22 protein-coding genes are annotated in these 22,890 nt (G+C 52.8%); 12 read left to right on the plus strand and 10 right to left on the minus strand.

Annotated features, from left to right (window positions below; all coding sequences use genetic code 11):
* Window positions 1–896: 896 nt before the first annotated feature.
* From AC1DUO_RS09765 to mtr, 7 genes are all read left to right on the plus strand, one after another.
* Window positions 897–1,574, plus strand: a complete 678-nt coding sequence (locus tag AC1DUO_RS09765) for an SDR family oxidoreductase (RefSeq protein ID WP_013578279.1) — start codon at window positions 897–899, stop codon at window positions 1,572–1,574.
* Window positions 1,575–1,662: 88 nt separating this feature from the next.
* Window positions 1,663–2,265, plus strand: coding sequence for a TetR/AcrR family transcriptional regulator (locus AC1DUO_RS09770; protein ID WP_223509562.1), 603 nt, complete (start codon window positions 1,663–1,665; stop codon window positions 2,263–2,265).
* A gap of 60 nt (window positions 2,266–2,325) precedes the next feature.
* On the plus strand, window positions 2,326–3,249 hold the full coding sequence (locus AC1DUO_RS09775) for an alpha/beta fold hydrolase (protein WP_013578277.1): 924 nt from the start codon (window positions 2,326–2,328) through the stop codon (window positions 3,247–3,249).
* A gap of 138 nt (window positions 3,250–3,387) precedes the next feature.
* Complete coding sequence (locus tag AC1DUO_RS09780) at window positions 3,388–4,626, plus strand: MFS transporter (RefSeq protein ID WP_013578276.1); 1,239 nt, start codon at window positions 3,388–3,390, stop codon at window positions 4,624–4,626.
* Window positions 4,627–4,977: 351 nt separating this feature from the next.
* Window positions 4,978–6,711, plus strand: a complete 1,734-nt coding sequence (locus tag AC1DUO_RS09785) for an ABC-F family ATP-binding cassette domain-containing protein (protein WP_014416697.1) — start codon at window positions 4,978–4,980, stop codon at window positions 6,709–6,711.
* Between the two features lie 70 nt (window positions 6,712–6,781).
* A complete protein-coding gene (locus tag AC1DUO_RS09790; protein WP_014416696.1) occupies window positions 6,782–7,516 on the plus strand; it encodes a pirin family protein in 735 nt (244 codons plus the stop codon).
* A 943-nt stretch (window positions 7,517–8,459) separates the two neighbouring features.
* Window positions 8,460–9,704 (plus strand): tryptophan permease, encoded by a 1,245-nt coding sequence (gene mtr, locus AC1DUO_RS09795; RefSeq protein WP_013578205.1) that lies wholly within the window; start codon window positions 8,460–8,462, stop codon window positions 9,702–9,704.
* 166 nt (window positions 9,705–9,870) lie between these two features.
* Here the strand turns inward: mtr and AC1DUO_RS09800 are convergent, their stop codons facing one another.
* From AC1DUO_RS09800 to AC1DUO_RS09820, 5 genes are all read right to left on the minus strand, one after another.
* Entirely contained in the window at window positions 9,871–10,050 is a 180-nt protein-coding gene (locus tag AC1DUO_RS09800; protein WP_013578204.1) for a hypothetical protein, read from the minus strand.
* Window positions 10,051–10,189: 139 nt separating this feature from the next.
* Window positions 10,190–11,044 (minus strand): metal ABC transporter permease, encoded by an 855-nt coding sequence (locus AC1DUO_RS09805; RefSeq protein ID WP_119262296.1) that lies wholly within the window; start codon window positions 11,042–11,044, stop codon window positions 10,190–10,192.
* The gene (locus tag AC1DUO_RS09810; RefSeq protein ID WP_013578202.1) at window positions 11,041–11,895 is read right to left on the minus strand and encodes a metal ABC transporter permease; all 855 of its coding nucleotides are present in this window, start codon (window positions 11,893–11,895) and stop codon (window positions 11,041–11,043) included. Before AC1DUO_RS09810 ends, AC1DUO_RS09805 begins: the two co-directional genes overlap by 4 nt.
* A complete protein-coding gene (locus tag AC1DUO_RS09815; protein ID WP_037032910.1) occupies window positions 11,892–12,671 on the minus strand; it encodes an ATP-binding cassette domain-containing protein in 780 nt (259 codons plus the stop codon). The genes AC1DUO_RS09810 and AC1DUO_RS09815 overlap by 4 nt, the downstream gene beginning before the upstream one ends.
* Window positions 12,668–13,609 carry a metal ABC transporter substrate-binding protein gene (locus AC1DUO_RS09820; protein ID WP_112151390.1) on the minus strand — a complete coding sequence of 314 codons (942 nt, stop codon included), beginning with the start codon at window positions 13,607–13,609 and terminating at the stop codon, window positions 12,668–12,670. Before AC1DUO_RS09820 ends, AC1DUO_RS09815 begins: the two co-directional genes overlap by 4 nt.
* A 187-nt stretch (window positions 13,610–13,796) precedes the next feature.
* Here AC1DUO_RS09820 and mntR point away from each other — a divergent pair, with 187 nt between their 5' ends.
* The 3 genes from mntR (at window position 13,797) to AC1DUO_RS09835 (ending at window position 15,401) form a co-directional block, all read left to right on the plus strand.
* On the plus strand, window positions 13,797–14,240 hold the full coding sequence (gene mntR, locus AC1DUO_RS09825) for a manganese-binding transcriptional regulator MntR (protein ID WP_013578199.1): 444 nt from the start codon (window positions 13,797–13,799) through the stop codon (window positions 14,238–14,240).
* A 259-nt stretch (window positions 14,241–14,499) separates the two neighbouring features.
* Window positions 14,500–14,847, plus strand: a complete 348-nt coding sequence (locus tag AC1DUO_RS09830; RefSeq protein ID WP_013578198.1) for a hypothetical protein — start codon at window positions 14,500–14,502, stop codon at window positions 14,845–14,847.
* 14 nt (window positions 14,848–14,861) lie between these two features.
* Window positions 14,862–15,401, plus strand: coding sequence for a glycine zipper family protein (locus tag AC1DUO_RS09835; RefSeq protein WP_119262297.1), 540 nt, complete (start codon window positions 14,862–14,864; stop codon window positions 15,399–15,401).
* A gap of 78 nt (window positions 15,402–15,479) precedes the next feature.
* Here AC1DUO_RS09835 and AC1DUO_RS09840 read toward each other — a convergent pair whose 3' ends face one another.
* The 3 genes from AC1DUO_RS09840 to AC1DUO_RS09850 all read right to left on the minus strand — a co-directional run bounded on the left by AC1DUO_RS09840 (window position 15,480) and on the right by AC1DUO_RS09850 (window position 18,667).
* Window positions 15,480–16,292: a Cof-type HAD-IIB family hydrolase gene (locus tag AC1DUO_RS09840; protein WP_037032902.1), complete on the minus strand. Its 813-nt coding sequence runs from the start codon at window positions 16,290–16,292 to the stop codon at window positions 15,480–15,482.
* A gap of 116 nt (window positions 16,293–16,408) precedes the next feature.
* Window positions 16,409–17,581 (minus strand): MFS transporter, encoded by a 1,173-nt coding sequence (locus AC1DUO_RS09845; protein ID WP_119262298.1) that lies wholly within the window; start codon window positions 17,579–17,581, stop codon window positions 16,409–16,411.
* Between the two features lie 87 nt (window positions 17,582–17,668).
* Entirely contained in the window at window positions 17,669–18,667 is a 999-nt protein-coding gene (locus AC1DUO_RS09850) for an ROK family protein (RefSeq protein ID WP_119262299.1), read from the minus strand.
* A 138-nt stretch (window positions 18,668–18,805) separates the two neighbouring features.
* On the opposite strand from AC1DUO_RS09850, the gene AC1DUO_RS09855 reads away from it, so the two are divergent.
* A complete protein-coding gene (locus AC1DUO_RS09855) occupies window positions 18,806–19,201 on the plus strand; it encodes a VOC family protein (protein ID WP_013578193.1) in 396 nt (131 codons plus the stop codon).
* 13 nt (window positions 19,202–19,214) lie between these two features.
* Here AC1DUO_RS09855 and AC1DUO_RS09860 read toward each other — a convergent pair whose 3' ends face one another.
* Window positions 19,215–20,102 carry a serine hydrolase domain-containing protein gene (locus AC1DUO_RS09860; protein WP_013578192.1) on the minus strand — a complete coding sequence of 296 codons (888 nt, stop codon included), beginning with the start codon at window positions 20,100–20,102 and terminating at the stop codon, window positions 19,215–19,217.
* A gap of 154 nt (window positions 20,103–20,256) precedes the next feature.
* Here AC1DUO_RS09860 and AC1DUO_RS09865 point away from each other — a divergent pair, with 154 nt between their 5' ends.
* Complete coding sequence (locus tag AC1DUO_RS09865; protein ID WP_013578191.1) at window positions 20,257–21,015, plus strand: hypothetical protein; 759 nt, start codon at window positions 20,257–20,259, stop codon at window positions 21,013–21,015.
* A 51-nt stretch (window positions 21,016–21,066) separates the two neighbouring features.
* On the opposite strand, the gene kup is transcribed toward AC1DUO_RS09865, so the two are convergent.
* A partial coding sequence (kup, locus tag AC1DUO_RS09870) for a low affinity potassium transporter Kup (RefSeq protein WP_477987175.1) occupies window positions 21,067–22,890 on the minus strand: 1,824 nt, incomplete at its 5' end.

A 22,890-nucleotide genomic window follows, 5' to 3' on the forward strand; every position in this document is an offset into this window, starting at 1 on the left:
TTGGGTCTGCCATTTGTGTCTATAGCCTCGTCCTGCGCGCGCTTAAGGCATAAGACTATGCGTCCCGCGCTAAAGTCTTCACCCGCCTGAGCAAACATTAAGCAGCATTCGCCTACCATCCTGCACCCTTCTCCAAAAGCCGAATTTTTACCTTGCATAGTTACTCCAGTAAACAGTAAACCTGAACATCAGATTTAACATAATAACTGAAATAATTGGATAAAGTTTGCGCAGGACATGAATTTCATCCCATTCTCATCTGAATTGCTCAAAACGGCAGTGAATTTTCTTTAATTACTAAACCCATTTCATTAAGCCAAATTCCCGGAAGAGACTAGTATGTTTTCGGGAGCATCGCTCTCGTTCCAAAACTAAATATTTAGTGATGATTCACTGGCCTTCGTTCGCGAGGGCTTTTTTGCGTCCCAATACTGACCTCATGCAGCGAACACAGCTATTTATGGGCTGTTATCCTTTTGATTGGATAATTATTACTCCGCTATGCTTATTTGGTTCTACCCGATCAAATTTCAAAACTGATGTTTATTGCCCGCCTGTCGCGGGCATCTTTTTATGATGCACAGTGTGTCATCAAACACCTGGTTGCCAGCATCGTTAACAATGAACGTTACCACGCCTTCAACCACAATCGCGCCATAGTCACTGGGCTCACAGGTGATTGAAGCCGCCTTTCAGCAGTCCATAAAGTCCCCGTCCATCATCAGGCGCTCCGACGGCGCGTCCCGGTTATCTATCAGTCCGGCGGCCAAAATCAGACTCCAGCCCATTGTTGCAGCCGCCTTGCTGACTCATACTGCCCGTAACACTGAAGAGATTTCGCGCATTAAATGAAAACAACAAATTGACGTTAACGCTTTGATTATAAAAGGATGAATATGACTGACTCTAAGAAAGCATTGATCATCGGCGCATCACGCGGTATCGGTTTGGGTGTGGTGGATGTACTCGCAAAACGCGGCTGGCAGGTCACCGCCACAACACGTGATGCCGTTCCGGCCAAAACACCGGCGGCTGTTGAATGGGTAAAACTGGACATCAATAAATCCGAAGCGCGGGAAGCGGTGAAAGACGCGCTGTCCGAAAGCCATTTTGATCTGATTTTTGTGAATGCAGGCGTATTTGGTCCGGATCATCAGGATATTGATCAGGCCAGCGACGAAGAAATTATTCAGCTATTTTTGACTAACGCCATTTCCCCTGTGCGTTGCGCCAGTGAATTACTGCCTTTCCTGAACCACCGTACCGGTGTGCTGGCGCTGATGACCTCTGAGCTGTCGAGTCTCAATGAGAATGACGTGGCAACTTATCCGCTTTATTCCGCCAGTAAAGCTGCGCTGAATATGCTGACCCGCGGGTTGCAGGCACAGATTGAAAAACAAGAACTGACGCTGCTTTCCGTGCATCCGGGCTGGGTACAGACCGATATGGGCGGTGAAAATGCCACGCTGACCGTGGCCGAAAGCGCCACCGGCATCGTTGATCAGTTCGAAGCCTGGCGCGGCAAAGGTGGCCATCACTTTGTTGAATATTCAGGCCGTGAACTGCGCTGGTAAATATGAAGTGAGCTGACAAAGGGCTTGATCAGTTTTTGTGTTAATGCCACCATTAGGAAATAAACATTTCCTAATGGTGGCATTTTTTATGGCATTCCCTTCACCGAAGGATCGCGGTCGTCCGCGTGAATTCGATACTGAACTTGCACTGGATAACGCCATGACGGTATTTCGCGAAAAAGGCTTTCATGCGGCGTCCATCAGCGATCTGAGTCAGGCCATGAACCTTACTGCAGGCAGTATTTACAAAGCCTTCAGCGATAAAAGGACCCTGTTTCTCAACGTATTTGAACGTTACACCTCACGGCGAAATACCCAGTTACGCCAGCAAATTGAACGCATCTCCACCGGCCGCGAACGCATTGCCGAAGTGCTGCGTTTTTATCTGCGTTCTTCTCATGAAATTGAAGGCCGCCGCGGGTGTCTGGTCGTCGGCAGCACCGTCGAATTACTCACGCTGGATGAGGAACTCGCCGCACTGGTGCGTCAGGCTATTATGCGCAATAAATTGTTCCTGACCTCCCTCATTGAACAGGGCCAGCAAGACGGTTCTGTCACCCCGGATATCGATGCGCAGGCCGCGTCATCCCTGATGTTATGGATTGTTTTGGGCATGCGTGTCGCCGGTAAAGTCGAAAACAATCACGCCAGCGAAACCACGCTGGAACTGGCGCTTAAAATTCTCGATTAAAAATTTTTTCTCATTTAGGAAATGATTATTTCCTAAATATGACTATAACGGAGATTGGCTATGAACGAGATGACCCCTTCTGTTGTTGTTACTGCCGAACCCTTTGCAGTGGCTGACCCCACCCTTTGCGGTTTTACCCATCGCTACGCCACGGTCGAAGGCGTGAGGATGCATTACGTCAGCGGCGGTAATCCGCAAGGCAAAGTCTTGCTGTTGCTGGCGGGTTTTCCGCAAACCTGGTACGCATGGCGTAATGTGATGAACGCGCTGGCACAGGATTTCTGGCTGGTGGCACCAGACCTGCCCGGTCAGGGTGATTCGGACCGCCCGCAGACCGGTTACGACACACAAAGTCTGGCGCAGAAAATCCACGGGTTAATGCAGCTTCTCGGGCATAAGCGTTACTCGCTGGCAGCGCATGACGTCGGCGCGTGGGTCGCTTATCCCTGCGCGGCGATGTATGGCGAGGAAGTACAACACCTGGCGCTGCTGGATGCGGGGATCCCCGGAATCACCTTGCCGGACGTGCTGCCGGTCACACCGGACAAATCGTGGAAAACCTGGCATTTTGCCTTCCACACATTGCCTGATTTGCCTGAAGCGCTGATCGCCGGTAACGAACGTGTCTATCTCGACTGGTTTTTGCGCCGGAAAACCGCTGCGCCGGATGCCTTCACAGATGACGATATCAGCGAGTATCTGCGGGTGTTCCTCAAAAGCGGCGGCCTGCGCGCCGGGCTGGCGTATTATCGTTCGGTTACTGAATCTGCGGAACAGAACCGCACACTTAATCGTGCCGGAAAATTAAAAATGCCGGTACTGGCGGTCAGCGCCGATCAGGGTTCGATCCCGGACATGGCCGTTCCCCTGCGCGCTTTCGCTGAAAATGTCACCGGCATCATCATCCCTCACAGCGGCCATTTCATTCCGGAGGAACAACCGGAAGTCTTAGCCCGTCACCTGCATAGTTTCTTCACAATGTGAGATGAAGATTTGCTGAACTTTTTATGATAAACATAGAACTCGGATTGTTTGTTAATAATTTGTATTCACAATAATTGCCGGGCTAACGAGTTTTCAAAAACCACAGACACGGCATCTTTCATTTTTCAGGGATTTGTCATGTCTGCTGCTTCCGGTAATTCAGACTCACTGTTACGGCACCGCTCGTTTGTCGCTTTCTGGATCGCCCGTGCAGCGTCCAGCTTTGGTTTCCAGATGCTTTCCATCGTGGTGAGCTGGCAGATTTATTCGATCACCGGCCGGGCGTTTGATCTCGGGCTGATCGGGTTGGTGCAGTTTTTACCTTCCGTCGCGCTTGCGCTGGTGGCAGGCCACGTTGCCGATCAGTTTGACCGCCGCCGCGTGGTGCTGCTCGGGCAAATCGCCGAATGGGTGGCGATTGGCTCGCTGGCTTATCTGACGCTGACACATCACGTCAATGAAGTGGTCGTGCTCGGACTGATTTTCGTGATTTCGACTGCCAAAGCGATGGAAGCCCCTTCATTACAGTCGATGTTGCCCGCGCTGGTGCCACCGAATTTGCTGGCCCGCGCAATGGCCGCCACCAGCGTTTCCGGACAGGCCGCGTCGATGGTTGGCCCGGCGCTGGGTGGCTTTCTGTATGTCGCGGGCGCGGGTGTGGCATACGCCGTGTGCGCCTGTCTGTATCTGTTATCTATCGTAATGGTCAGCCGTTTACGCTATGAACAGGCACAGCCGCATCGTGTACCGGCAACCTTCAAAACGCTGTTCGCAGGCATTGGTTTTATCCGCGCCCGCCCGGACGTGCTGGGCGTGATTTCGCTCGACTTGTTCGCGGTTTTACTCGGTGGCGCAACCGCCCTGTTACCCATTTTCGCTCACGACATTCTGCATACCGGTCCGTGGGGATTAGGCTTGCTACGTGGCGCACCGGCGGTCGGCGGTCTGATCGTCGGGTTCTGGCTGAGCCACCGCGCACTCAACCGTAATGTCGGAAAAATCATGTTCGCCGCCGTCGCCGGTTTCGGTGCCGCCACACTGGTTTTCGCGTTTTCCACTTCGCTCTGGTTATCGATGCTGGCGCTGTTTGCTCTCGGCGGTTTCGATATGATCAGCATGGTGATCCGCGGTGCGCTGGTACAGCTTGATACACCGGATGACATGCGCGGTCGTGTCAGCGCCGTGAACTCCATCTTCATAAACACCTCGAATCAGCTCGGTGAATTTGAATCCGGTCTGCTGGCCGCCTGGGTTGGCGCAGTTCCCGCCGCAGCCATCGGCGGTGTCGGCACGCTGATCGTGGTCGGATTGTGGATGACCTGGTTCCCCGGCCTGCGAAAAAGGCAGAAGCTGGAAAATGAAGTCGTTGAAGCTTAATCGCATCACGACACGCAAATCAGCGCCGTCCCTCTCATGAGTGGACGGCTGGGATGGCGTTATGCGTTTTAACGAGTTGCTCTGACTGGAATAATTCAATAATCCCCAATATAATCAGCTCATTCATTCACCAACGTTATATAAGGAGGATTGCCATGCTGACCCGTGAAGTTTTTTTAATTTCACTCGTCCTTAGCGATCGTCACTGCTCAGGCATTTCCGGCACCGTGCCGCGATAACCTGCTTGAGCGAAGCTAACTGACAACCTGAGAACTTCCCTCCGGCTTACCGGTTATCGTCGGCTTTTCTGACGACAGGCATCTTTGTGCCTGAAAACCTGAGTAAGCATTCATGACGACTTTATTATCCGCACAATCTTTATCTTTCGATAACGCCTTCGGCCCGTTACTGGCTGAGATTTCCTTCGGCCTGAAAAAAGGCGACCGCATTGGTCTCATCGGCCATAACGGCTGCGGCAAAAGCACCTTGCTGAAAATCCTCAGCGGTGAACTGGCGGCCTCCTCCGGCACCGTGACACTGGCGAATCAATGCCTGATGGCGCGCGTTGAACAGCATCTTCCCGCAGAACTCAATGATTGTACCCTGCTGGAATCGGTGCTCGGTCATCTGCCCGGCAGCCTTCATCAGCCCGAACCCTGGCAGGCGCAGGTGCTGCTTTCGGACCTGGGTTTTGATGAAAATGCCTGGGAACTGACGGCGGGTACGCTCAGTGGCGGCCAGCATACCCGTCTGCTGCTGGCGCGGGCGCTGATCCACCAGCCGGATTTACTGCTGCTCGATGAGCCAAGCAATCATCTGGATCTGCCGACATTACTGTGGCTGGAGCAGTTTCTGAAAAACTGGGCGGGCAGCTTTGTGCTGGTTTCCCATGACCGCAGTCTGCTGGACAGCGTAACCAACTCAACCTGGATCCTGCGCGATAAAACGCTGCAATTTATCCGCCTGCCTTGTACCCAGGCACGTCAGGCGCTGGAAGAAAAAGACATTGCCGACGCACTGCGTCGTAAAGCGGAGCAAAAGGAAATTGACCGCGTGACACTGAGCGCCAAACGGCTGGCCGTCTGGGGCAGCGTTTACGACAATGAGGGACTGGCGCGCAAGGCCAAGCAAATGGAAAAACACGTGGTGCGCATGAAGGAAGATCAAACTGACGTCACCGCAGGCAATCAGTGGAAACTTCGCCTGAACGGCGAAGCGCTGGCGGCGGATCGCGTGCTGGCGCTGGCTGATTTACAGGTGCGACCGGCGCCTGATGCCCCGGTGCTGTTCACCCTTGATGAAATGCGGGTGAAGAGCGGCGATCGTATCGCGCTGGTCGGGCGTAACGGTTGCGGTAAATCATCCCTTCTGCACAGTTTGTGGCAGGCGTTTATCTGCCCGGAAACGACGGTCAAAGGCGTGATTTTCCACCCGCGCGTGCGAATGGGTTATTACGATCAGAACCAACATCAATTGCAGGATAACGATTCGCTTTCTGATGCCCTGGCGCATTTCGCGCCGCTGACCGAAGAACAGCGAAAAATGGCGCTGATTGGCGCGGGATTTCCGTATATCCGTCATCAGCAAAAAGTGAGCACGCTCAGCGGTGGCGAACGTTCACGGCTGCTGTTTATCGGCCTGACGCTGGCGAACTATTCCCTTTTGTTACTTGATGAGCCGACCAACCATCTGGATCTGGAAGGTAAAGAGGAGCTGGCGGAAACGCTGAAAACCTTCAGCGGCGCAGTGCTGATGGTTTCCCATGACAGGACGCTGATCGAGCAAAGCTGCAACCGTTTCTGGCTGATAGACCAGCAGCGTCTGGAAGAATGGCATTCCCCCACGCCGGTGTATGCGATTCTGGCAGGCGCGGTTCCTCCTGCCGACGCGCCGGTGTCGGACGTGAGGCTGGAAAGCGTGGTGATTCAGGAAACTGAAGAGGAACGCTTGCTGGCGACACTGATGGCGCTGGAAAACAAGCTGGAAGACGACCTGGCGCGCAAACCAAAGCATCAGAAACCGGAACTGCAACGCCAGTGGCAACAAAAGATTGATGAACTGAATGCGTTGCTGGATCTGCTTTAAAGACATATGTTAAGAAACAGTATATTGATTTTTACTTACACAACGCATTGCTGTTCCTGCCGGAGAAATTATGTTTAACGTTTTACGTGCTGAGCCTAAAACCACCTTCGAATACGGCCCGTTCCGTATCCGCCGCATGCGCCCCGGGAAAATTCTGCCCGAAAATAGCGATGATGCATTCGGACCGCTCAGTGTTATCGATCATGCCAACCTGGAACTGGGTACGCTGGTGAAAATGCATGAGCATAACAACGATGAAATCTTCAGCTATATGTGGCGCGGTTCGATGGTGCACGAAGATTCTGCCGGTCATCGGATATCGCTCTCACCGAAAAAGCTGATGATGATGAATGCCGGAGAAAGCTTCTGGCATGAAGAATCCACGCCGCTGGTGCCCGCCGAAATGTTGCAGATTTTCATTCGTCCGCGCAAAGCAAACCTCGAGAGTCGTGTGCAGTTCATGGAACGTCCGGACGGCGTAAAGCAAAACGAATGGACGCTGCTGGCCGCGCCGGAAGGGATTGAATCCCCATTGGAAATTCGTCAGGCAGTATATGTTTATGACATCCGCATGGATGAAAATACCACCACGGAAATTCCGGCACATCCGGGATTTGCACAGTGGTTGTATGTCATGGATGGCGAAATCAGCATTGCGGACGTCAGCCTGTCAAAAGGTGATGCGATCAGTGATGAGGAAAGTGCATTGCCTGCCGCCTCGGCAAAAAAAGAAACCACCCTGGTGTGTTTCCTCGTTTGTCTGGGTGCGGAAGCCATTCTGGAAGGGGCGATTAGCGGAAAGTAATTAAAATCTGGCAGTTAAAATATAAAAGCCCCAGTTGTTAAACCGGGGCTTTTAAGGTACTACCAAATTAATATTTAACATTCATCAACTTAATTACATATTACAACTTCTAAAGATGCACATATTTTCACAGGATATATTTTGAAGCCAGGTAACGCTATCCTCCTATAATTTTGTGGAATAACATCGGTATCCTGTTAATTTCACTTATACCGGTTTTCAGTCGGGATAAATGAGTACATCACCCTCGCGATATATACTCTTTGATGCGTGACCTTACTCTCGTCGCGATATTCTCGATTTCAGACTTAACGTACCCAAATCGCGAACATTACTCTGACTAACAAGGCGTTACATCATCGCGTTTTCTTCCACATCATGCGATTTTACAGCTTTACTGCATGGCCTTAAAGCATCATCTCACGGATTTTAAATGACAATCCGGTGTTGAATCACCCAAACTAAAATACTTCGTGGCCTTTATCGCATCTCATTACTTGCAAGTTTATCAACCTGCTAAATGCACCGCGAAATAAAATTTTCATCCCATTTCTCTCTGGTGCTGAGTTCTAATCTACTCGTTATAAATCGTGTGTCAACCCTGTATTTACGAACAGGTTTTTTAATCTATGCCATATTAGAAAACATAATGAAATCTGTGACCTATACCAAAGATATTGATAAGGCAAGTAACCAAAAAGTCGAATAAAAATAATCCTGCGTGCACATCTCCTGCCTCCCCGCCCCGCTGAACGTGATAACAACTACTTTTGTACCAGCAAGCTAGTTCAACAGTGTACATCAGTGCTTAAATCCACTATATTGCTGCGCTCATGGCCCTGACCGCAGCATAAACGCGCGATTTTCGGACAATTTTCATATCAAATCTTTTACAGCAATTCACTTAACGAATCGTGATAAAAGCCACGCGAGGATCCGCACTATGGCGACGCTTTCCGTGACCGCTCCGCAGCATTCTGTATTGGGTGGCGCAATGATTATCGGTGGAACTATCATCGGTGCAGGGATGTTTTCTTTGCCGGTGGTGATGTCCGGAGCCTGGTTTTTCTGGTCAGTTGCCGCATTGATTTTTACCTGGTTCTGTATGCTGCACTCCGGCCTGATGATCCTCGAAGCGAATCTTAACTATCCTGTAGGGTCGAGTTTTAATACCGTCACCGGCGATTTGCTGGGGAAAAACTGGAACCGGCTGAATGGCATGACCATCGCGTTCGTGCTGTATATCCTGACTTATGCTTATATTTCTGCCAGCGGTTCGGTTATTCAACATACGCTGCGCGAAATGGCAGTGAGCTTTTCTCCCCGCCTCGGCGGCCTGCTGACCGCACTGGCAGTTGCGTTTATTGTCTGGCTCAGCACCCGCGCCGTGAGTCGCATGACCGCAATTGTGCTGGGTGCCAAAATCATCGCCTTCTTCCTGACATTTGGCAGCTTACTGTGGCACATCAAACCGGTAAACTTGCTTAACAGCGTGGAGTTGAACCCGAGTTACACACCGTATGTGCTGGCGACGCTGCCGTTTTGTCTCGCCTCGTTTGGCTATCACGGTAACGTACCGAGCCTGATGAAATATTACGGCAAGAACCCGCAGATCATCAAAAGATGCCTGTTGCTGGGTACCCTTATGGCGCTCGGGCTGTATGTCATCTGGATGCTGGGCACGATGGGTAACATTCCACGCACGGCGTTTATTGGCATCGCCGAACGTGGTGGCAATATTGATGTGCTGGTGCAATCGCTGAGTCAGATCCTCAACAGTGCGGGGCTGGATTTGTTGCTGACCATTTTCTCCAACTTCGCCGTGGCCTGTTCATTCCTGGGCGTGACGCTCGGGTTATTCGACTATCTGGCTGACCTTTTCAAATTCGACGACAGCCGTACCGGTCGATTTAAAACCGCACTGATCACTTTTGTGCCGCCAATCATTGGTGGTGTGATCTACCCGGATGGTTTTATTTACGCGATTGGTTTTGCAGGTCTCGCCGCCACGGTCTGGGCGGTGATTGTTCCGGCACTGATGGCACGGGCATCACGCCAGCGCTTCGGCAGCCCGCTCTACCGTGTATGGGGCGGCAATAAAATGATTGTGCTGGTGCTGTTGTTTGGCGTACTGAATGCGGTAGTGCACATTCTGTCGAGCATAAATTTACTGCCGGTATATCGTTAAATGATTTCCACCCGTTTTGTCCGTCGGACAGGGCTGGTGCATCAAAAGACATAGGGTATAGCAAAGACAGAGGTGAGGCAGGAAGGATTTCTGAAGGCAATCACATCACGCAGCCTGCTCTTTGCTTAATACAAACAGGCCGCGATCATAGAGAAGGTCGTTAACGTTACGCTTTATTCACTGAAACAATTTCTTTGATGAAGGTGAAGTTCGAATCGCCGTGATCAGTTTTGATCGTCGGGTAAATTCTTTCGCCTTTCTTCACAAAGCCAGTGACTTCATGGGTTGAGCCGTTCTTGACAGTAAAGCTATCGCCAACACTGATGGAACTTGCAACTTCGCTCATAACAATCCTTAACTCTTACTTCATTGAACTTCAATAAACCCGTGTGTTGCTGATCGATGGTAGGCTTTTATGCGGCAGGTAGCCAGCGGCGTCATCAGAATCGCTCAAAAAGGGAATACGGCGTCCTGACGCGCCGGTACTAAGTATTCGGTGCGGCCTGACGCGGCTTAATCGATTTGCGCAGTAAATTCGCCGTCAGCGCCAGCAGGAAAATGGCCGCCTGCACCAGAACGATTGTCGGCCCAGTCGCAGCATCAATATAGAAGCTGATAAAAGTGCCTGAGATGGCCGCAAAAAGTGACGTTGTCACGGAGACCACCAGCATCTTCGTCAACGTCTTACACAGCAGAAACGCCGTAATGCCCGGCGTAATCAGCATCGCCACCACCAGCACCACACCGACAGCCTGTAACGCTGCGACAATGGTCAGTGCCAGCATACACAACAACGCATAGTGATAAAAACGTACCGGCAGCCCGATGACTTTCGCCTGTACAGGATCAAAACAAAACAGCATCAGGTCTTTAAATTTGAGGATAATCGCCATCGTCACGACAGCGGCGATAATCAGGGTTTGCAACATTTCACTGTCGGTCACACCCAGCACGTTACCAAACAAAATGTGGCTGAGATGCTGCTCGGTATTCACCCGCGAGAACAGCACCAGACCACCGGCAAACATACCGGAGAAGACGATCCCCATTACCGAATCTTCTTTCACCCGGCAATGTTCTTTGATGAAACCCGTCGCGACCGCGCAAAACAGGCCGGAACCGAACGCGCCAATCACCAGCGGAATTCCTGCCAGATAGGCCAGCACTACGCCCGGAAGGACCGCATGAGAAATGGCGTCCCCCATCAGCGACCAGCCTTTGAGTACCAGAAAACAGGAAAACATTGCGCAGACGATACTGGTGGCCGCAGCGGTCAGCAGAGCACGTTGCATAAAATCGAAGCTCAGCGGCTCCATCAGCACATCAAACCAGGACATCATGCGCGGCTCCGGTTTTTAATGCGGAAATGATTCACCAGCCAGCCATGTTTCGGCGCGAACAAGAACGCCAGCAGGAAGACGGTGGTTTGCAGACAAACAATCACCCCGCCGGTTGCACCATCGAGGAAATAACTCAGCCATGCCCCCGCTGCACTGGTCACTGCACCGATGATCACAGAAATAATGAGCAGATGTGAAAAACGGTCTGACAGCAGATAGGCCGTTGCGCCGGGTGTGATGACCATTGCGATCACTAAAATTGCGCCGACAGTTTGTAACGCCGCTACGCTGCACGCGCTGAAAATAGTGAAGAAAATCACTTTCAGCCACAGCGGCGAAAGGCCGACCGAAACCGCATGCGCTTCGTCGAAAAATACCGCCAGCAGGTCACGCCAGATAAGACACAGCACCAGCAGCGAAACGCCGACAATAATTTGTACCTGTAAAATATCGGCGTCATCAATCCCTAAAATATTGCCGAACAGAATCGACTGCACGTTAACGGATGTCGGGTTAAGCGACACCAGTAACAGGCCAAGGGCAAAGAACGTGGAGAACACAAAACCGATAATCGCGTCTTCCCGCAGTTTGGTGAAGTGACGCAACAGTGTCATGCAAAGTGCGGCCAGAATACCGGTCCCGAATGCGCCGATCGCGTAGGGAAAGCCCAGCGCGTAAGCGCCCGCGACACCGGGCACTACCGAATGCGACAACGCATCGCCCATCAGTGACCAGCCTTTGAGCATCAGATACGCCGATAAAAATGCACACACAGCACCGACCCCCGCACTCACCCAGATGGCTTTCACCATATAGTTGTACTGAAACGGCTCCAGCAACAGTTCGGTCATACCGCCCGCCTCACCGGTTCTTGTGGCACCAGATAGCCGATATTACGCAGCGCACCGCCAAAGGTATTTTCAAGATTCTGATGGGTAAAGGTAGTTTCCAGCGGACCGGAAGCCATCACCGTGCGGTTAATCAGCACCACGCGATCACAAAAATCGGGCACGCTGGCGATGTTGTGCGTCGACACCAGAATCAGATGTCCTTCCTCGCGCAGTTGTCGCAGCAATTCGATAATGGCGTTTTCAGTTTTGATATCCACGCCGGTAAACGGCTCATCAAGCAACATCACCCGCCCTTGTTGTGCCAGCGCACGCGCCAGGAAAACGCGTTTTTTCTGACCGCCGGAAAGCTCTCCAATCTGGCGGTGGGCCAGCTCCGTCAGCCCAACACGCGCCAGCGCGGAAGCAACTTGTTTTTTATCTTCCTGTGAGGGAATGCGCAGAAACGACATTTTGCCATAGCGCCCCATCATCACCACATCCCGCACCAGCACCGGGAAATTCCAGTCCACCTCTTCCGACTGCGGCACATACGCGATCAGATTTTGTTTCAGTGCTTTGGCGACATTGAGGCCATCAAGTGTCACCCGCCCGTGCGTCGGACGGATAATCCCCATAATGGTTTTAAACAGCGTGGATTTACCGCTGCCGTTCACGCCCAGCAGTGCGCAAATCGAGCCGCCGTGCAGCGTGAACGAGGCATTCTCAATCGCGGTATGCCCGTTGTTGTAGGTCACCGAAATATCATCAACCTTGAGATGCAGCCTGGTGTCACTCATTGTCCGAACCCTTCTGCGATGGTACTCACCGTGACTTTCAGCAAATCAATGTAAGTCGGCACCGGCCCGTCAGCGGCAGACAGTGAATCGACATACAACACGCCGCCATATTTCGCGCCCGTCTCTTTACTGACCTGCTTCGCCGGTTTGTCCGAGATTGTGCTTTCGCTGAATACCACCGGGATATTTTGCTGACGCACCAGATCGATGATTTTTTTCACCTGCTGCGGCGTACCCTGTTCTTCAGCATTGATCGGCCACAGGTAGGCTTCTTTCAATCCATAATCTTTCGCCAGATAACTGAACGCGCCTTCGCTGGTCACCAGCCAGCGCTGTCCTTCCGGGATTTTCGCCAGACGCTCACGCAACGGCGCATCGAGCAGGCTGATTTTTTCGGCATAATTTTTAGCATTGCGGTCATAAACGGCGGCGTTTTCAGGGTCATATTTCACCAGCGCGGCGCGGATATTTTCGACGTAAACCAGCGCATTTTTCGCGGACATCCAGGCATGAGGGTTTGGATTGCCGACATACGGTCCTTCCTGAATAGGCAGAGGCGCGATGCCGTCCGTCACTGTCGCAGAAGGCACATTCCTGATGTTGGCAAAAAAACGACCAAACCAGCGTTCAAGGTTAAAACCGTTCCACAAAATGAGATCCGCCGACTGGGTTTTCACGATGTCACGCGGCGTCGGCTGGTAATCATGAATTTCTGCGCCGGGTTTGGTGATGGATTCTACCGTCGCCGCATCACCGGCAACGTTCTGCGCGATATCCTGGATCACTGTGAAAGTGGTGACGACTTTAAACTTCTTTTTGTCTTTTTCGGCCGCCTGCGCGTTTCCGGTGATCAGCGCCACGATCATCCCGACCAGCATCAGTCGCAAACGAAACGGCGAATAGCTGAATAATTTTAAAATGCTTTGTCCTTTTTCCATCAAATCTCTCCTGTCACTCTGCGCATTAACCGGCGGTTTATTATTCAGGTATAGCACAGGCTATACTCCATAGCCAAGGCAAAGTTTTCAGAAATTGGTAGATGTGTGTACTTGGTTTACAATGCGTGAGTTGCCGTGGTGTACGCGGCAACGGTAAAAACCGTTGAGCAAGAAAGAGGCAGGCGTAGTGAAAGAAAAAAAAATAAATCCATTACTGGATGTGGAAGAACACGCTCAGGGTTTTTTACAGGTGCGCGAGGCACATCGCCGGGAATTAATGGACGATTACGTTGAGCTGATTTCAGACTTAATCCACGAATTTGGCGAAGCGCGTCAGGTCGATTTGGCCGCGCGGCTGGGGGTTTCTCAGCCTACCGTCGCAAAAACGCTCAAACGACTGGCCAATGCCGGGCTGGTTCATCAGTTACCCTATCGCGGAACCTTCCTTACGCCTGAAGGTGAGCGGCTGGCAGCGGAAAACCGCGAGCGTCATAACGTCGTAGAAGCGTTCTTTATTGCCCTTGGGATCAGCCCCGAAACCGCGCGCCTCGATGCAGAAGGTGTTGAGCATCACGTCAGCGATGAAACGCTTGAAGCGTTCAGACGCTTTACGGCAGAGAAAAAATCCTGATTTAACGCCGCATCTCATCCGCCRCCGGGTTGGTTTTTTAACAGAACCGGGCGGTTTTCCCCGATATTCCCACGCCCTCTCCGATGTTCGTAAAGTAATCTTTTCCCGTGAATTTTTTGCTCACAATTGCTGGCGTTACCTTGTCAGATTCACCCTGATCTCCCGCCAACCTTTTCCCACACTTGGGCGTATCGTTACGCTCAGGAATGGTGGCATTTAAGCCATTCCCTGTATCCGATCATTGCGCGTCGAGGTTGTTATGAAAAGGTTGTTGTTGATGCTGACCGCTGGCGTGCTGATGTCTGCCAGCTTTGCATCGTTTGCCTATGGCTATTACGGGCATGGTTATTATGGTCACGGCTACTATCACGGTGGATACGGTGGACCGCGCATTATCGTCGGCATCCCCTGGGGACCACCACCGCCTCCGGTGTATTACGGGCCGCCGCCGGTGGTCTACGTTACACCAGCACAACCGCAGACATATGTTGAGAAAACTCCTGACTATGCCTATTACTGCCAGAATCCTGCGGGCTACTATCCGCATGTGCAGCGCTGTCCGCGCGGCTGGATGAAGGTGGTTGTAGGTGATTCCGCACCGCGTTAACAGGCGATAATTTCATGAACAGGTTCACTCCGCTGGCGGTTATCGCCCTGACTGCAGCGCTTTCCGGCTGCGTTTCTCCTCCCACCCGGCCCGATGTGATGGTGTTACCCGGCACCGGTAAGGATTATCAGCAATTCCGTATGGATGAAATGGCCTGCCGGAATGACGCCTACAACAGTGTTAACGGCGGCGCACAAACAGCCAACAATAACGCAGTCAATACCGCCGCGGCAGGCACCGTTGTAGGTGCAGCGGCGGGTGCGCTGCTAGGCGCGGCGTCTCATCAGGCCGGAGCGGGCGCGCTGGTTGGCGCAGGCAGTGGTTTGTTGATTGGCAGCGCGATGGGCAGTAACGGCGCAGGTGCCAGCAGCGGTAATTTGCAGAATCAATACGATACCGTCTACACCCAGTGCATGTATGCCAAAGGCAATAAAGTGCCGGTCGATGCCAGCTATGGTTACAGTGCGCAACCTCAGGCACAGTCAGAGGTGCCACCGGACTACTATCCGGCCCCGCCGGGAAACAACGATGTTCCTCCGGACTACGTACCTTAAGTTTTTGCACAATTAAAAAGGCTGCCCGTTCTCTGGCAGCCTTTTGTTTCAGTTCACTTTTTTTCAGTCTTTCGTCGTTCAGGCAAACGGCGCACGGTCATTAAGCACATCATCGATAATGTTCAGCACACCCTCATCGCTGTTTGATGGTGCCGTGTATTTTGCGGCAGCTTTGGCTGCTGCCGAGGCGTTTTCCATCGCAAAACCAAATCCGCAATAGCTGAGCATTTCGAGATCATTTCCGCTATCACCGAAGGCCAGCACTTCCTCATCCCGGATACCGTAGATTTTCTGGATTTTTTGCAGGCCGCAGGCTTTGTGATTTCCGCTGATGATCAGATCAACCGAACCGTGCCCGCTGGTAACCGGCGCAACAATATTGCCCAGATGGCGGGTAATTTCGCCCATAAGCGGATAGACGTCATCCTCCCTATAGCTAAGCGCGAATTTGAAAATCGTGTCGTTGATTTCGGCATAATCGCTCACTTTGCTCAGGCGGTGATAGTAACGACGCATCCGGCTGATAAAGGCTTCATCGGTGCCGTTCAGTACATACGCGCCCTTTCTGCCGCAAACGATGGTGTTAATGCCCGGTGTCCGGCTGATCCAGTGCAGTACGTCAGCGACCTGTTCAGGTTCGAGTTTGCCGCAATAAACTTCTTCTTTTTTGTCGACGACATAACCCCCACCTTCCGCCACATAGGCAATCTGTTCATCGATGTCATCGAAGAAAGATTTAAGCTGGTAATACTGATTACCGCTGGCCACCACAAATTTGATATCGCGCGCCAGCAGTTGCTGATATTGCTCGCGAAAACGGATTTTATTGTATTCATGTTGCGGGTTCAGAAAGGTTCCATCCATGTCTACGGCAATAAGTTTTACGGCCATCACAGCTCCTTGCAGGGTCGGATTTTTATCATTAACAGTAAAAGAAGGCTGACGGGGTTGAGGTGCCAGCGGGCAAATTTGCTACTCAGTTATAAAACCTTGATCTTTGAAAACAATCAATACTTCAGTTTGTATGCGCCAAACGTGATGATAAGAAACGCGGCAGCTACCGCCGAAAATGCCACATATAAACTGGATAAATGGGCGATAAAGCCAATGACTGCCGGGCCACCGAGCACACCGAGATACCCAAGTGTGGCAACCATCGCCACAGACATATTCACCGGCATCACTTTCTCCTGGCCTGCGAGGGTAATCAGTACTGGTACGATATTGGCCGCACCGATACCGACCAGCGCAAACCCGCATAACGGCAGGATCCAGCCCGGTAACAGCACCACCATCAGGTAACCGGCGATCCCCAGCACACCGCCCACCACCAGAATTCTTTTGCGTCCCAGCGCGCTGACAATGGCATCGCCGGTCAGGCGCATCAGCGACATTGCGACAGCAAACACCGCAAAGCCCCAGCCTGCATGTTCCAGCGCCAGCCCGCGCTCACGAGTCAGAAATACGCCACCCCAGTCGAGCACCGCACCTTCAGCCATAAAACAGATCATCGCCATCACGGCCATCAGCGCGAGGCGAAAATTCGGCCTCGCTTTAGGTTTGCCCTCAGCCCCGTCTTCCTCATGCGCGCCAAACGGTAACATGCCGCGGAAAGACCAGGCAGTCACGATGACAACCAGCGCCACGGCAAAAAACGTGCTGCCGAGCGGGGAAATACCGGCACTGAGCAGTAACGCGCCGCCACCGGCCCCGGCAATACCGCCGACGCTCCACAGGCAATGAAAGCCAGACATCAGCGGTTTATCCGCTGCCTGTTCGACCAGCGTTCCCTGCACATTGACCGCAACATCAGCCAGACCAATTCCCATGCCGAAAATAAACAGACTCAGCGCCAGCAACCCGATATCACTGAACACCGCCAGCAACGGCAACATCAGGCAATACAACACCACGGCGGCCACAATCACCGCCCGGCAACCGAACCGGCCAATAATCCGACCGGAACCCAGCATCGACAACAGTGACCCCGCGCCCAGGCACAGCAACAGTAATCCGAGATCACCCGCTTCGGAATGCGTACGCAACTGCGCGTAAGGCACCAGCGCCGCCCACAACCCCATCGCCATGCCGGTAACAAAAAATATAGCCCGCGTGGCGACACGTCGGGCAGGACTTCCGGCATGCGCGTTTACACTTACCATTTCAGATGACAGTGACATCAGGTTCCCCCGGCAGAAAATCAATTATTAAAAGACTTTTAATAAGTGGCGAGTATAGAGGTGAGGACAAAAAAAAGTCAATACGGATTACTCGCCGAAAGCGACGTGCAGATTGTAATTATGCAGGGTCAGTTCGGTGATGCCTTGCAGATAATCCTTACGCATGGAGGGGCGGTAAGTCAGTTCAGGCATATGTTGCGCGGGAATATACTGCTGGCAGAGTGCCGTCAGTTGCGGGATCAGCGCTTCGCTGATTTTAGGGCCGGAGAGTGCAATGGTGACCGGGTTGATAATCGCCGTCAGCGAGACAATCACTTTTGCCATCTCCTCCGCCACCGGCAGCGTGTTCAGATGCTCAAACGGCAGGTTGGAAACTTCACCGGCAAACTGGCTTGCGCCCTGTAATACCTGTCCGTTAATCACCATCCCGCATCCGAGACAAGGGACATCCGGCTTAAATACATAGGCAACCGGCGCAGTGACGCCGGCACAACTGCTGCGGTAAAAACCCCAGGCGGTATAGTTCATGTCGTTATCGACTTGCACGTACAGGCCAAAACGGTCACGCAGTTGTTGTTCGATGGCAACACCGGCAAACACCGTGATATCGCAGGTCGCGACGGTGCCTTTCACCACCACACCCGGCAATCCAACGCCCAGCGCTTTAATATTCGGGTAATTTGCCAGCAGCGATTCAATCTGCTGATAAAACGTTGCCAGCATCAGCGGCAAAAAACGAACTTCGCCCTGAGCCAGGCTTTCACCCGTGGCTGAATTCACCGACCAGATAATCTGCGCCGCCGCGTCACTGCCTTGTGCATACAAACTCAGTACGGAGAAGAAGTCCGGGTTATATGCATAGCGCTGCGCCGGACGCCCGCCACGAGAAACTTCCAGTTCCAGCGCCAGTACCTCATGGCGCAAACTCAGTTCATTAAGCACCGCACCACACGTCGCAATGCTCAGCCCGGTAGCAACCGCTAAATCTGCTTTTGTTGCCGACCCCAGTGATTTCAATGCATTAGTGACCAGCACAACATTGTTGATCTTCATTTCACGGGTGGTACGGTTGAGCGGAGTGAACATGTTGCCTCGGGGAATACGGGTAAGAATGAGGGCTAATTTAGCACAAAGTGGAATAATGCTCCGGTTGTCTGACGACAAAAGTCTGCACGCAATGCCATGACCGGCTATAAAAAGTGTTCAGTTTCAATGGAGGCACCCATGATTTCACACATCTGTATCGGCGTTAACGACTTTGAGCGCGCTTACAAATTTTATGCCACGGTGATGGCTGAACTGGGGCATATCCTGAAGTTTTGTGACGATGAAAAACCCTGGGCGGCGTGGATGGCACCTGATGCACCGCGCCCGTTATTTTTGATAGGTAAACCTCTTGATGGCGATACCGCCAGCGCCGGTAACGGCCAGATGGTGGCATTGCTGGCAAAAACACGTCACACGGTTGATCGGATCTATGAATACGCTATCGCCAATGGCGCAAGGGACGAAGGCCAGCCGGGATTACGTCCGCATTATCATGCGGATTATTACGGCGCGTATTTCCGCGACGCCGATGGCAATAAACTGTGTATTTGTTGTCATGAACCGCAGGTCTGAACCCCTTTCCGCATTATTCGACGTTTTGCACAAGTCTGCCGAGTTCAGTCTCGGCTTCCCCTTCGTGATATCCGTTAGTAAAGCAGGCTCCGGTCACGGGTTCGCTGAGATCAGGGAAGTGATAGACCGCATTCACGCACGACGGACCGCCGCCTGAGTGACCTGCCGAGCAGCCGGCTTTTCCCATTGCGCCGCTCATCAGCCCGAGCGCGTAACCGCATTCGGTCCACGGTCGCCCTTCAAGGGCACCGCCGAGCGGGTATGTCACCCGCATGTCAGCCAGCGACGCCGGGCTGAGGAGTTTGCCGGTGAATAAACCGTGCAACAGTCTGGCGGCGTCCCGCACATTGCCTGCCAGACAACCGTGATACACCCAGCCCGGATCGTACTTTCCGGCGGCTTCACAGTGAAGTTGCGCGAACTCTTCGCGCGTGGTGGCAAGAGAAATGCTGGTGAGCCCGAGCGGTGTGGTGATGATGTCTGCCACCAGTTGCGCAAAACTCTGTCCAGACGCGGCTTCAATCTGCTCGCGTGCCAGCATGTAGCCGACATTGGAATAGGACCAGCCTTCACCGGGTGCAAACAGCATGCCTTTGGCTAAGGCGGCATTGAGTAATTTTTGGCGCTCCCAGGGTTGCTCACCGGCAGCGACAGCGTCGTGATAGATTTTCAGCGAGCCGTAATCCGGCAATCCGGCGGTGTGGTTGAGCAGTTGCCGCAGTGTATAAGCCGCGCCGTCAATGCGGCTGTCGGGCTGCAAAACGCCACGTTCACTGAGCTTCAGCGCGCAAATCGCTATCGTGGTTTTGGTGAAACTCCAGTAAGGAAAACGAGCCTCGAAATCCCCTTGCCCCCTTTCTTCCCCTGAGGCTGAAATACAATAAGAATGGAATTGATGCATGACTAACCTCATCGCATGAAAGAAAACGGGCAAGGCCGAAGAATAGCTGATAACAGACTGCTCTGAGTTCCCGGAATGCGCATTCATCTCTCACCGGAGATCGGGTATATTGGTACGCAGATCACAAAAATCCCTTAAAGGAAGACGTCGCACTATGAGTTATCGTTTCACCCTGGCTGCCGTAGCAGCCGTTTTAGCCCTGACAGGATGCGCAAAATCGAAAACCGCCGACCAGGCACCGGCTTTCGATTTTGGCTCCACGCGGGTGACCGTAACGCACGTCCCGACCAAAACCGACGACGGCACCAGGCTGTATGTGACCATTGATGGTAAAGATGCCGGTGCGCTGGGGATTGGCGAGAGTATGGAATTACAACTTCCGGAGGGCAAACATAAAGTCGGCGGCTATGCCCGTTCACTTGTTGGCCGCGTGACCATATCCCCTGTCGAAGTGGCCACTTCGCGCGATGTGATCAGTCATGTAACCTATTCGGTTGCGAACCTCAAACCGACATTCCTTGTTCGCGCATCAACGCCGGTTCCGAAACCGAAGTCAGAATCAATTCCGGCAGAACCCGTTCCGAGCATTCCGAGCATGCCAGCACAAATTGAAGATCCTGCCGCAGCTGAACAGACGCAAACTGTAGCGCCTGCCGCGCCGGTAACGACCCAGCAAACGCAGACTGCCACACCTGCCGCGCCGGTAACGACCCAGCAAACGCAGACTGTAACACCTGCCGCGCCGGTAACGACTCCGCAAACGCAAACTGCAACACCGGTAACCACGCAGGGGACGCAGACGCCGAACATCACCGAACTGACACCCGCCACTCAGTCGCCAGCATCACAAGCAACGCAGGATTCAGCAGCGTCTGTTATCACAGATTTAACCTCCTCCGCTCCGCAAACTTAATCCGCCTTTACCGCCGGTGCCTGATGCACCGGCGGTGACCTGTGGCCTTCCTCAGAATTTCACCACCGCACCCAGCTCAATCACCCGGTTTGGTGGAATATGATAATGTTCCGGCGCACGCAGAGAATTTCGCTGCAACACCTGGAATAGTTTTCCGCGTGCCTTCAGGTACCACGGGCGCGGCTCGCCGAGAATAAAGGTGTCGCGCGACATAAAAAATGAGGTTTCATTCATGTTGCTTTGCAGCCCTTCCAGCCCGCAACGATAAAGGATATCCGTCACATTCGGCTTTTCCCGCCAGCCATAACGGGCGATAACCCGCCAGAATGCCGGTGAAAGCTGTTCGATAATCACCCGCTGTACGTTATGCACATACGGCACATCCTCGGTGACGATAGTCAGTAACACCACGCGCTCATGCAAGATCTTGTTGTGCTTAAGGTTATGCAACAACACCAGCGGCACTTCATATTGCCCGCGCGACATCACCACGGCCGTTCCCGGCACCCGTTGTGGCGGCGCTTTTTCAAGCGAGGTAATCAGAGCCTCCAGCGCTTCCGGATCCTGACGCAAGCGGCGCAGCAACCGCGAACGTTCCGTTTTCCAGGTCAGCATGATCACCAGAATGGTCAGCCCGATTGCCACTGGCAACCAGCCGCCCGAGAAAATTTTGCTCAGGTTGGCCGCAAACAACGGTACATCAATCAGCAACATGGCCGTGATCACCAGGCCGCCAGCCCAGCTTTTCCATCCCCAGTTTTTAATCATCACAATGCCGATCAGTACAGACGTGATCACCATCGTACCGGTGACCACAATACCGTACGCCGAGGCCAGATTACTGGAATGTTTGAAGCTGACGATCGCAATCAGCACGGCAAAATACAGCAGCCAGTTGACGACCGGAATGTAGATTTGCCCCGACTCCACATCGGAGGTGTAAATAATGCGCATCGGCGGCAAATAGCCCATACGCACGGCCTGACGCGTCAGAGAGAACACGCCGGAAATTACCGCCTGCGAAGCAATGACGGTCGCCAGCGTGGCCAGCACCAGCAGCGGAACCAGCGCCCAGTCAGGTGCCAGCAGGAAAAACGGATTCTTAATGGCCGCAGGCTGGCTGAGTAACAACGCGCCCTGCCCGAAATAATTCATCACCAGCGAAGGCCCGACCAGCACAAACCAGGCGATGCGGATGGGTTTCTTACCAAAATGCCCCATATCTGCATATAGCGCTTCGCCACCGGTGACTGAAAGTACCACCATACCGAGTGCGAAAAACGACACGGTTTTGAATTCCACAAAGAAATGCACCGCCCAGTAAGGGTTGAGCGCCTGTAATACGTCAGGATTACGCACGATGCCGCCGATGCCCAGCGCGCCAATCGTGATAAACCATACCACCATCACCGGGGCGAAAATTTTCCCCACGCTACCGGTGCCGTTCTTCTGAATAAAAAACAGCAGCGTCAGAACAGCAATAGAAAACGGAATGATAAAGCGGTCGAGCGATGGCTCGATAATTTCCAGCCCTTCAATCGCCGAAAGCACCGAGATGGCAGGCGTGATAACGCCGTCACCATAGAAGAAGCTGCCGCCGACCAGGCCGATAAACATAATGAACGGGATCCAGCGCGGATTCAGATTGCGGATAGCCAGCGCCATCAGAGTGAGAATGCCGCCCTCCCCGTCGTTATCAGCCCGCATGACGAAACTGATGTATTTAACGGAAACGACCAGCATGAGAAGCCAGAAAATCAATGACAGAAAGCCGAACAGCGCGCTTTGCGTCACGGCGATGCCCGCCTGTCCGGTCAGGCATTCACGCAGGGTATACAACGGGCTGGTACCGATGTCGCCATAGACAACACCGAT

It is taken from the genome of Rahnella sp. P4_A8 (genome assembly GCF_056402435.1).

Bases quoted from the DNA above. Each gene is read 5' to 3' on its own strand.
- AC1DUO_RS09815 (WP_037032910.1), bottom strand. From the start codon at position 12,671: ATGAGTGACACCAGGCTGCATCTCAAGGTTGATGATATTTCGGTGACC.
- AC1DUO_RS09780 (WP_013578276.1), top strand. From the start codon at position 3,388: ATGTCTGCTGCTTCCGGTAATTCAGACTCACTGTTACGGCACCGCTCG.
- mtr (WP_013578205.1), top strand. From the start codon at position 8,460: ATGGCGACGCTTTCCGTGACCGCTCCGCAGCATTCTGTATTGGGTGGC.
- AC1DUO_RS09835 (WP_119262297.1), top strand. From the start codon at position 14,862: ATGAACAGGTTCACTCCGCTGGCGGTTATCGCCCTGACTGCAGCGCTT.
- AC1DUO_RS09790 (WP_014416696.1), top strand. From the start codon at position 6,782: ATGTTTAACGTTTTACGTGCTGAGCCTAAAACCACCTTCGAATACGGC.
- AC1DUO_RS09865 (WP_013578191.1), top strand. From the start codon at position 20,257: ATGAGTTATCGTTTCACCCTGGCTGCCGTAGCAGCCGTTTTAGCCCTG.
- AC1DUO_RS09830 (WP_013578198.1), top strand. From the start codon at position 14,500: ATGAAAAGGTTGTTGTTGATGCTGACCGCTGGCGTGCTGATGTCTGCC.
- AC1DUO_RS09805 (WP_119262296.1), bottom strand. From the start codon at position 11,044: ATGATGTCCTGGTTTGATGTGCTGATGGAGCCGCTGAGCTTCGATTTT.
- AC1DUO_RS09845 (WP_119262298.1), bottom strand. From the start codon at position 17,581: ATGTCACTGTCATCTGAAATGGTAAGTGTAAACGCGCATGCCGGAAGT.
- AC1DUO_RS09820 (WP_112151390.1), bottom strand. From the start codon at position 13,609: ATGGAAAAAGGACAAAGCATTTTAAAATTATTCAGCTATTCGCCGTTT.
- AC1DUO_RS09840 (WP_037032902.1), bottom strand. From the start codon at position 16,292: ATGGCCGTAAAACTTATTGCCGTAGACATGGATGGAACCTTTCTGAAC.
- AC1DUO_RS09765 (WP_013578279.1), top strand. From the start codon at position 897: ATGACTGACTCTAAGAAAGCATTGATCATCGGCGCATCACGCGGTATC.
- AC1DUO_RS09860 (WP_013578192.1), bottom strand. From the start codon at position 20,102: ATGCATCAATTCCATTCTTATTGTATTTCAGCCTCAGGGGAAGAAAGG.
- AC1DUO_RS09775 (WP_013578277.1), top strand. From the start codon at position 2,326: ATGAACGAGATGACCCCTTCTGTTGTTGTTACTGCCGAACCCTTTGCA.
- AC1DUO_RS09800 (WP_013578204.1), bottom strand. From the start codon at position 10,050: ATGAGCGAAGTTGCAAGTTCCATCAGTGTTGGCGATAGCTTTACTGTC.
- AC1DUO_RS09855 (WP_013578193.1), top strand. From the start codon at position 18,806: ATGATTTCACACATCTGTATCGGCGTTAACGACTTTGAGCGCGCTTAC.
- AC1DUO_RS09770 (WP_223509562.1), top strand. From the start codon at position 1,663: ATGGCATTCCCTTCACCGAAGGATCGCGGTCGTCCGCGTGAATTCGAT.
- AC1DUO_RS09785 (WP_014416697.1), top strand. From the start codon at position 4,978: ATGACGACTTTATTATCCGCACAATCTTTATCTTTCGATAACGCCTTC.
- AC1DUO_RS09850 (WP_119262299.1), bottom strand. From the start codon at position 18,667: ATGTTCACTCCGCTCAACCGTACCACCCGTGAAATGAAGATCAACAAT.
- AC1DUO_RS09810 (WP_013578202.1), bottom strand. From the start codon at position 11,895: ATGACCGAACTGTTGCTGGAGCCGTTTCAGTACAACTATATGGTGAAA.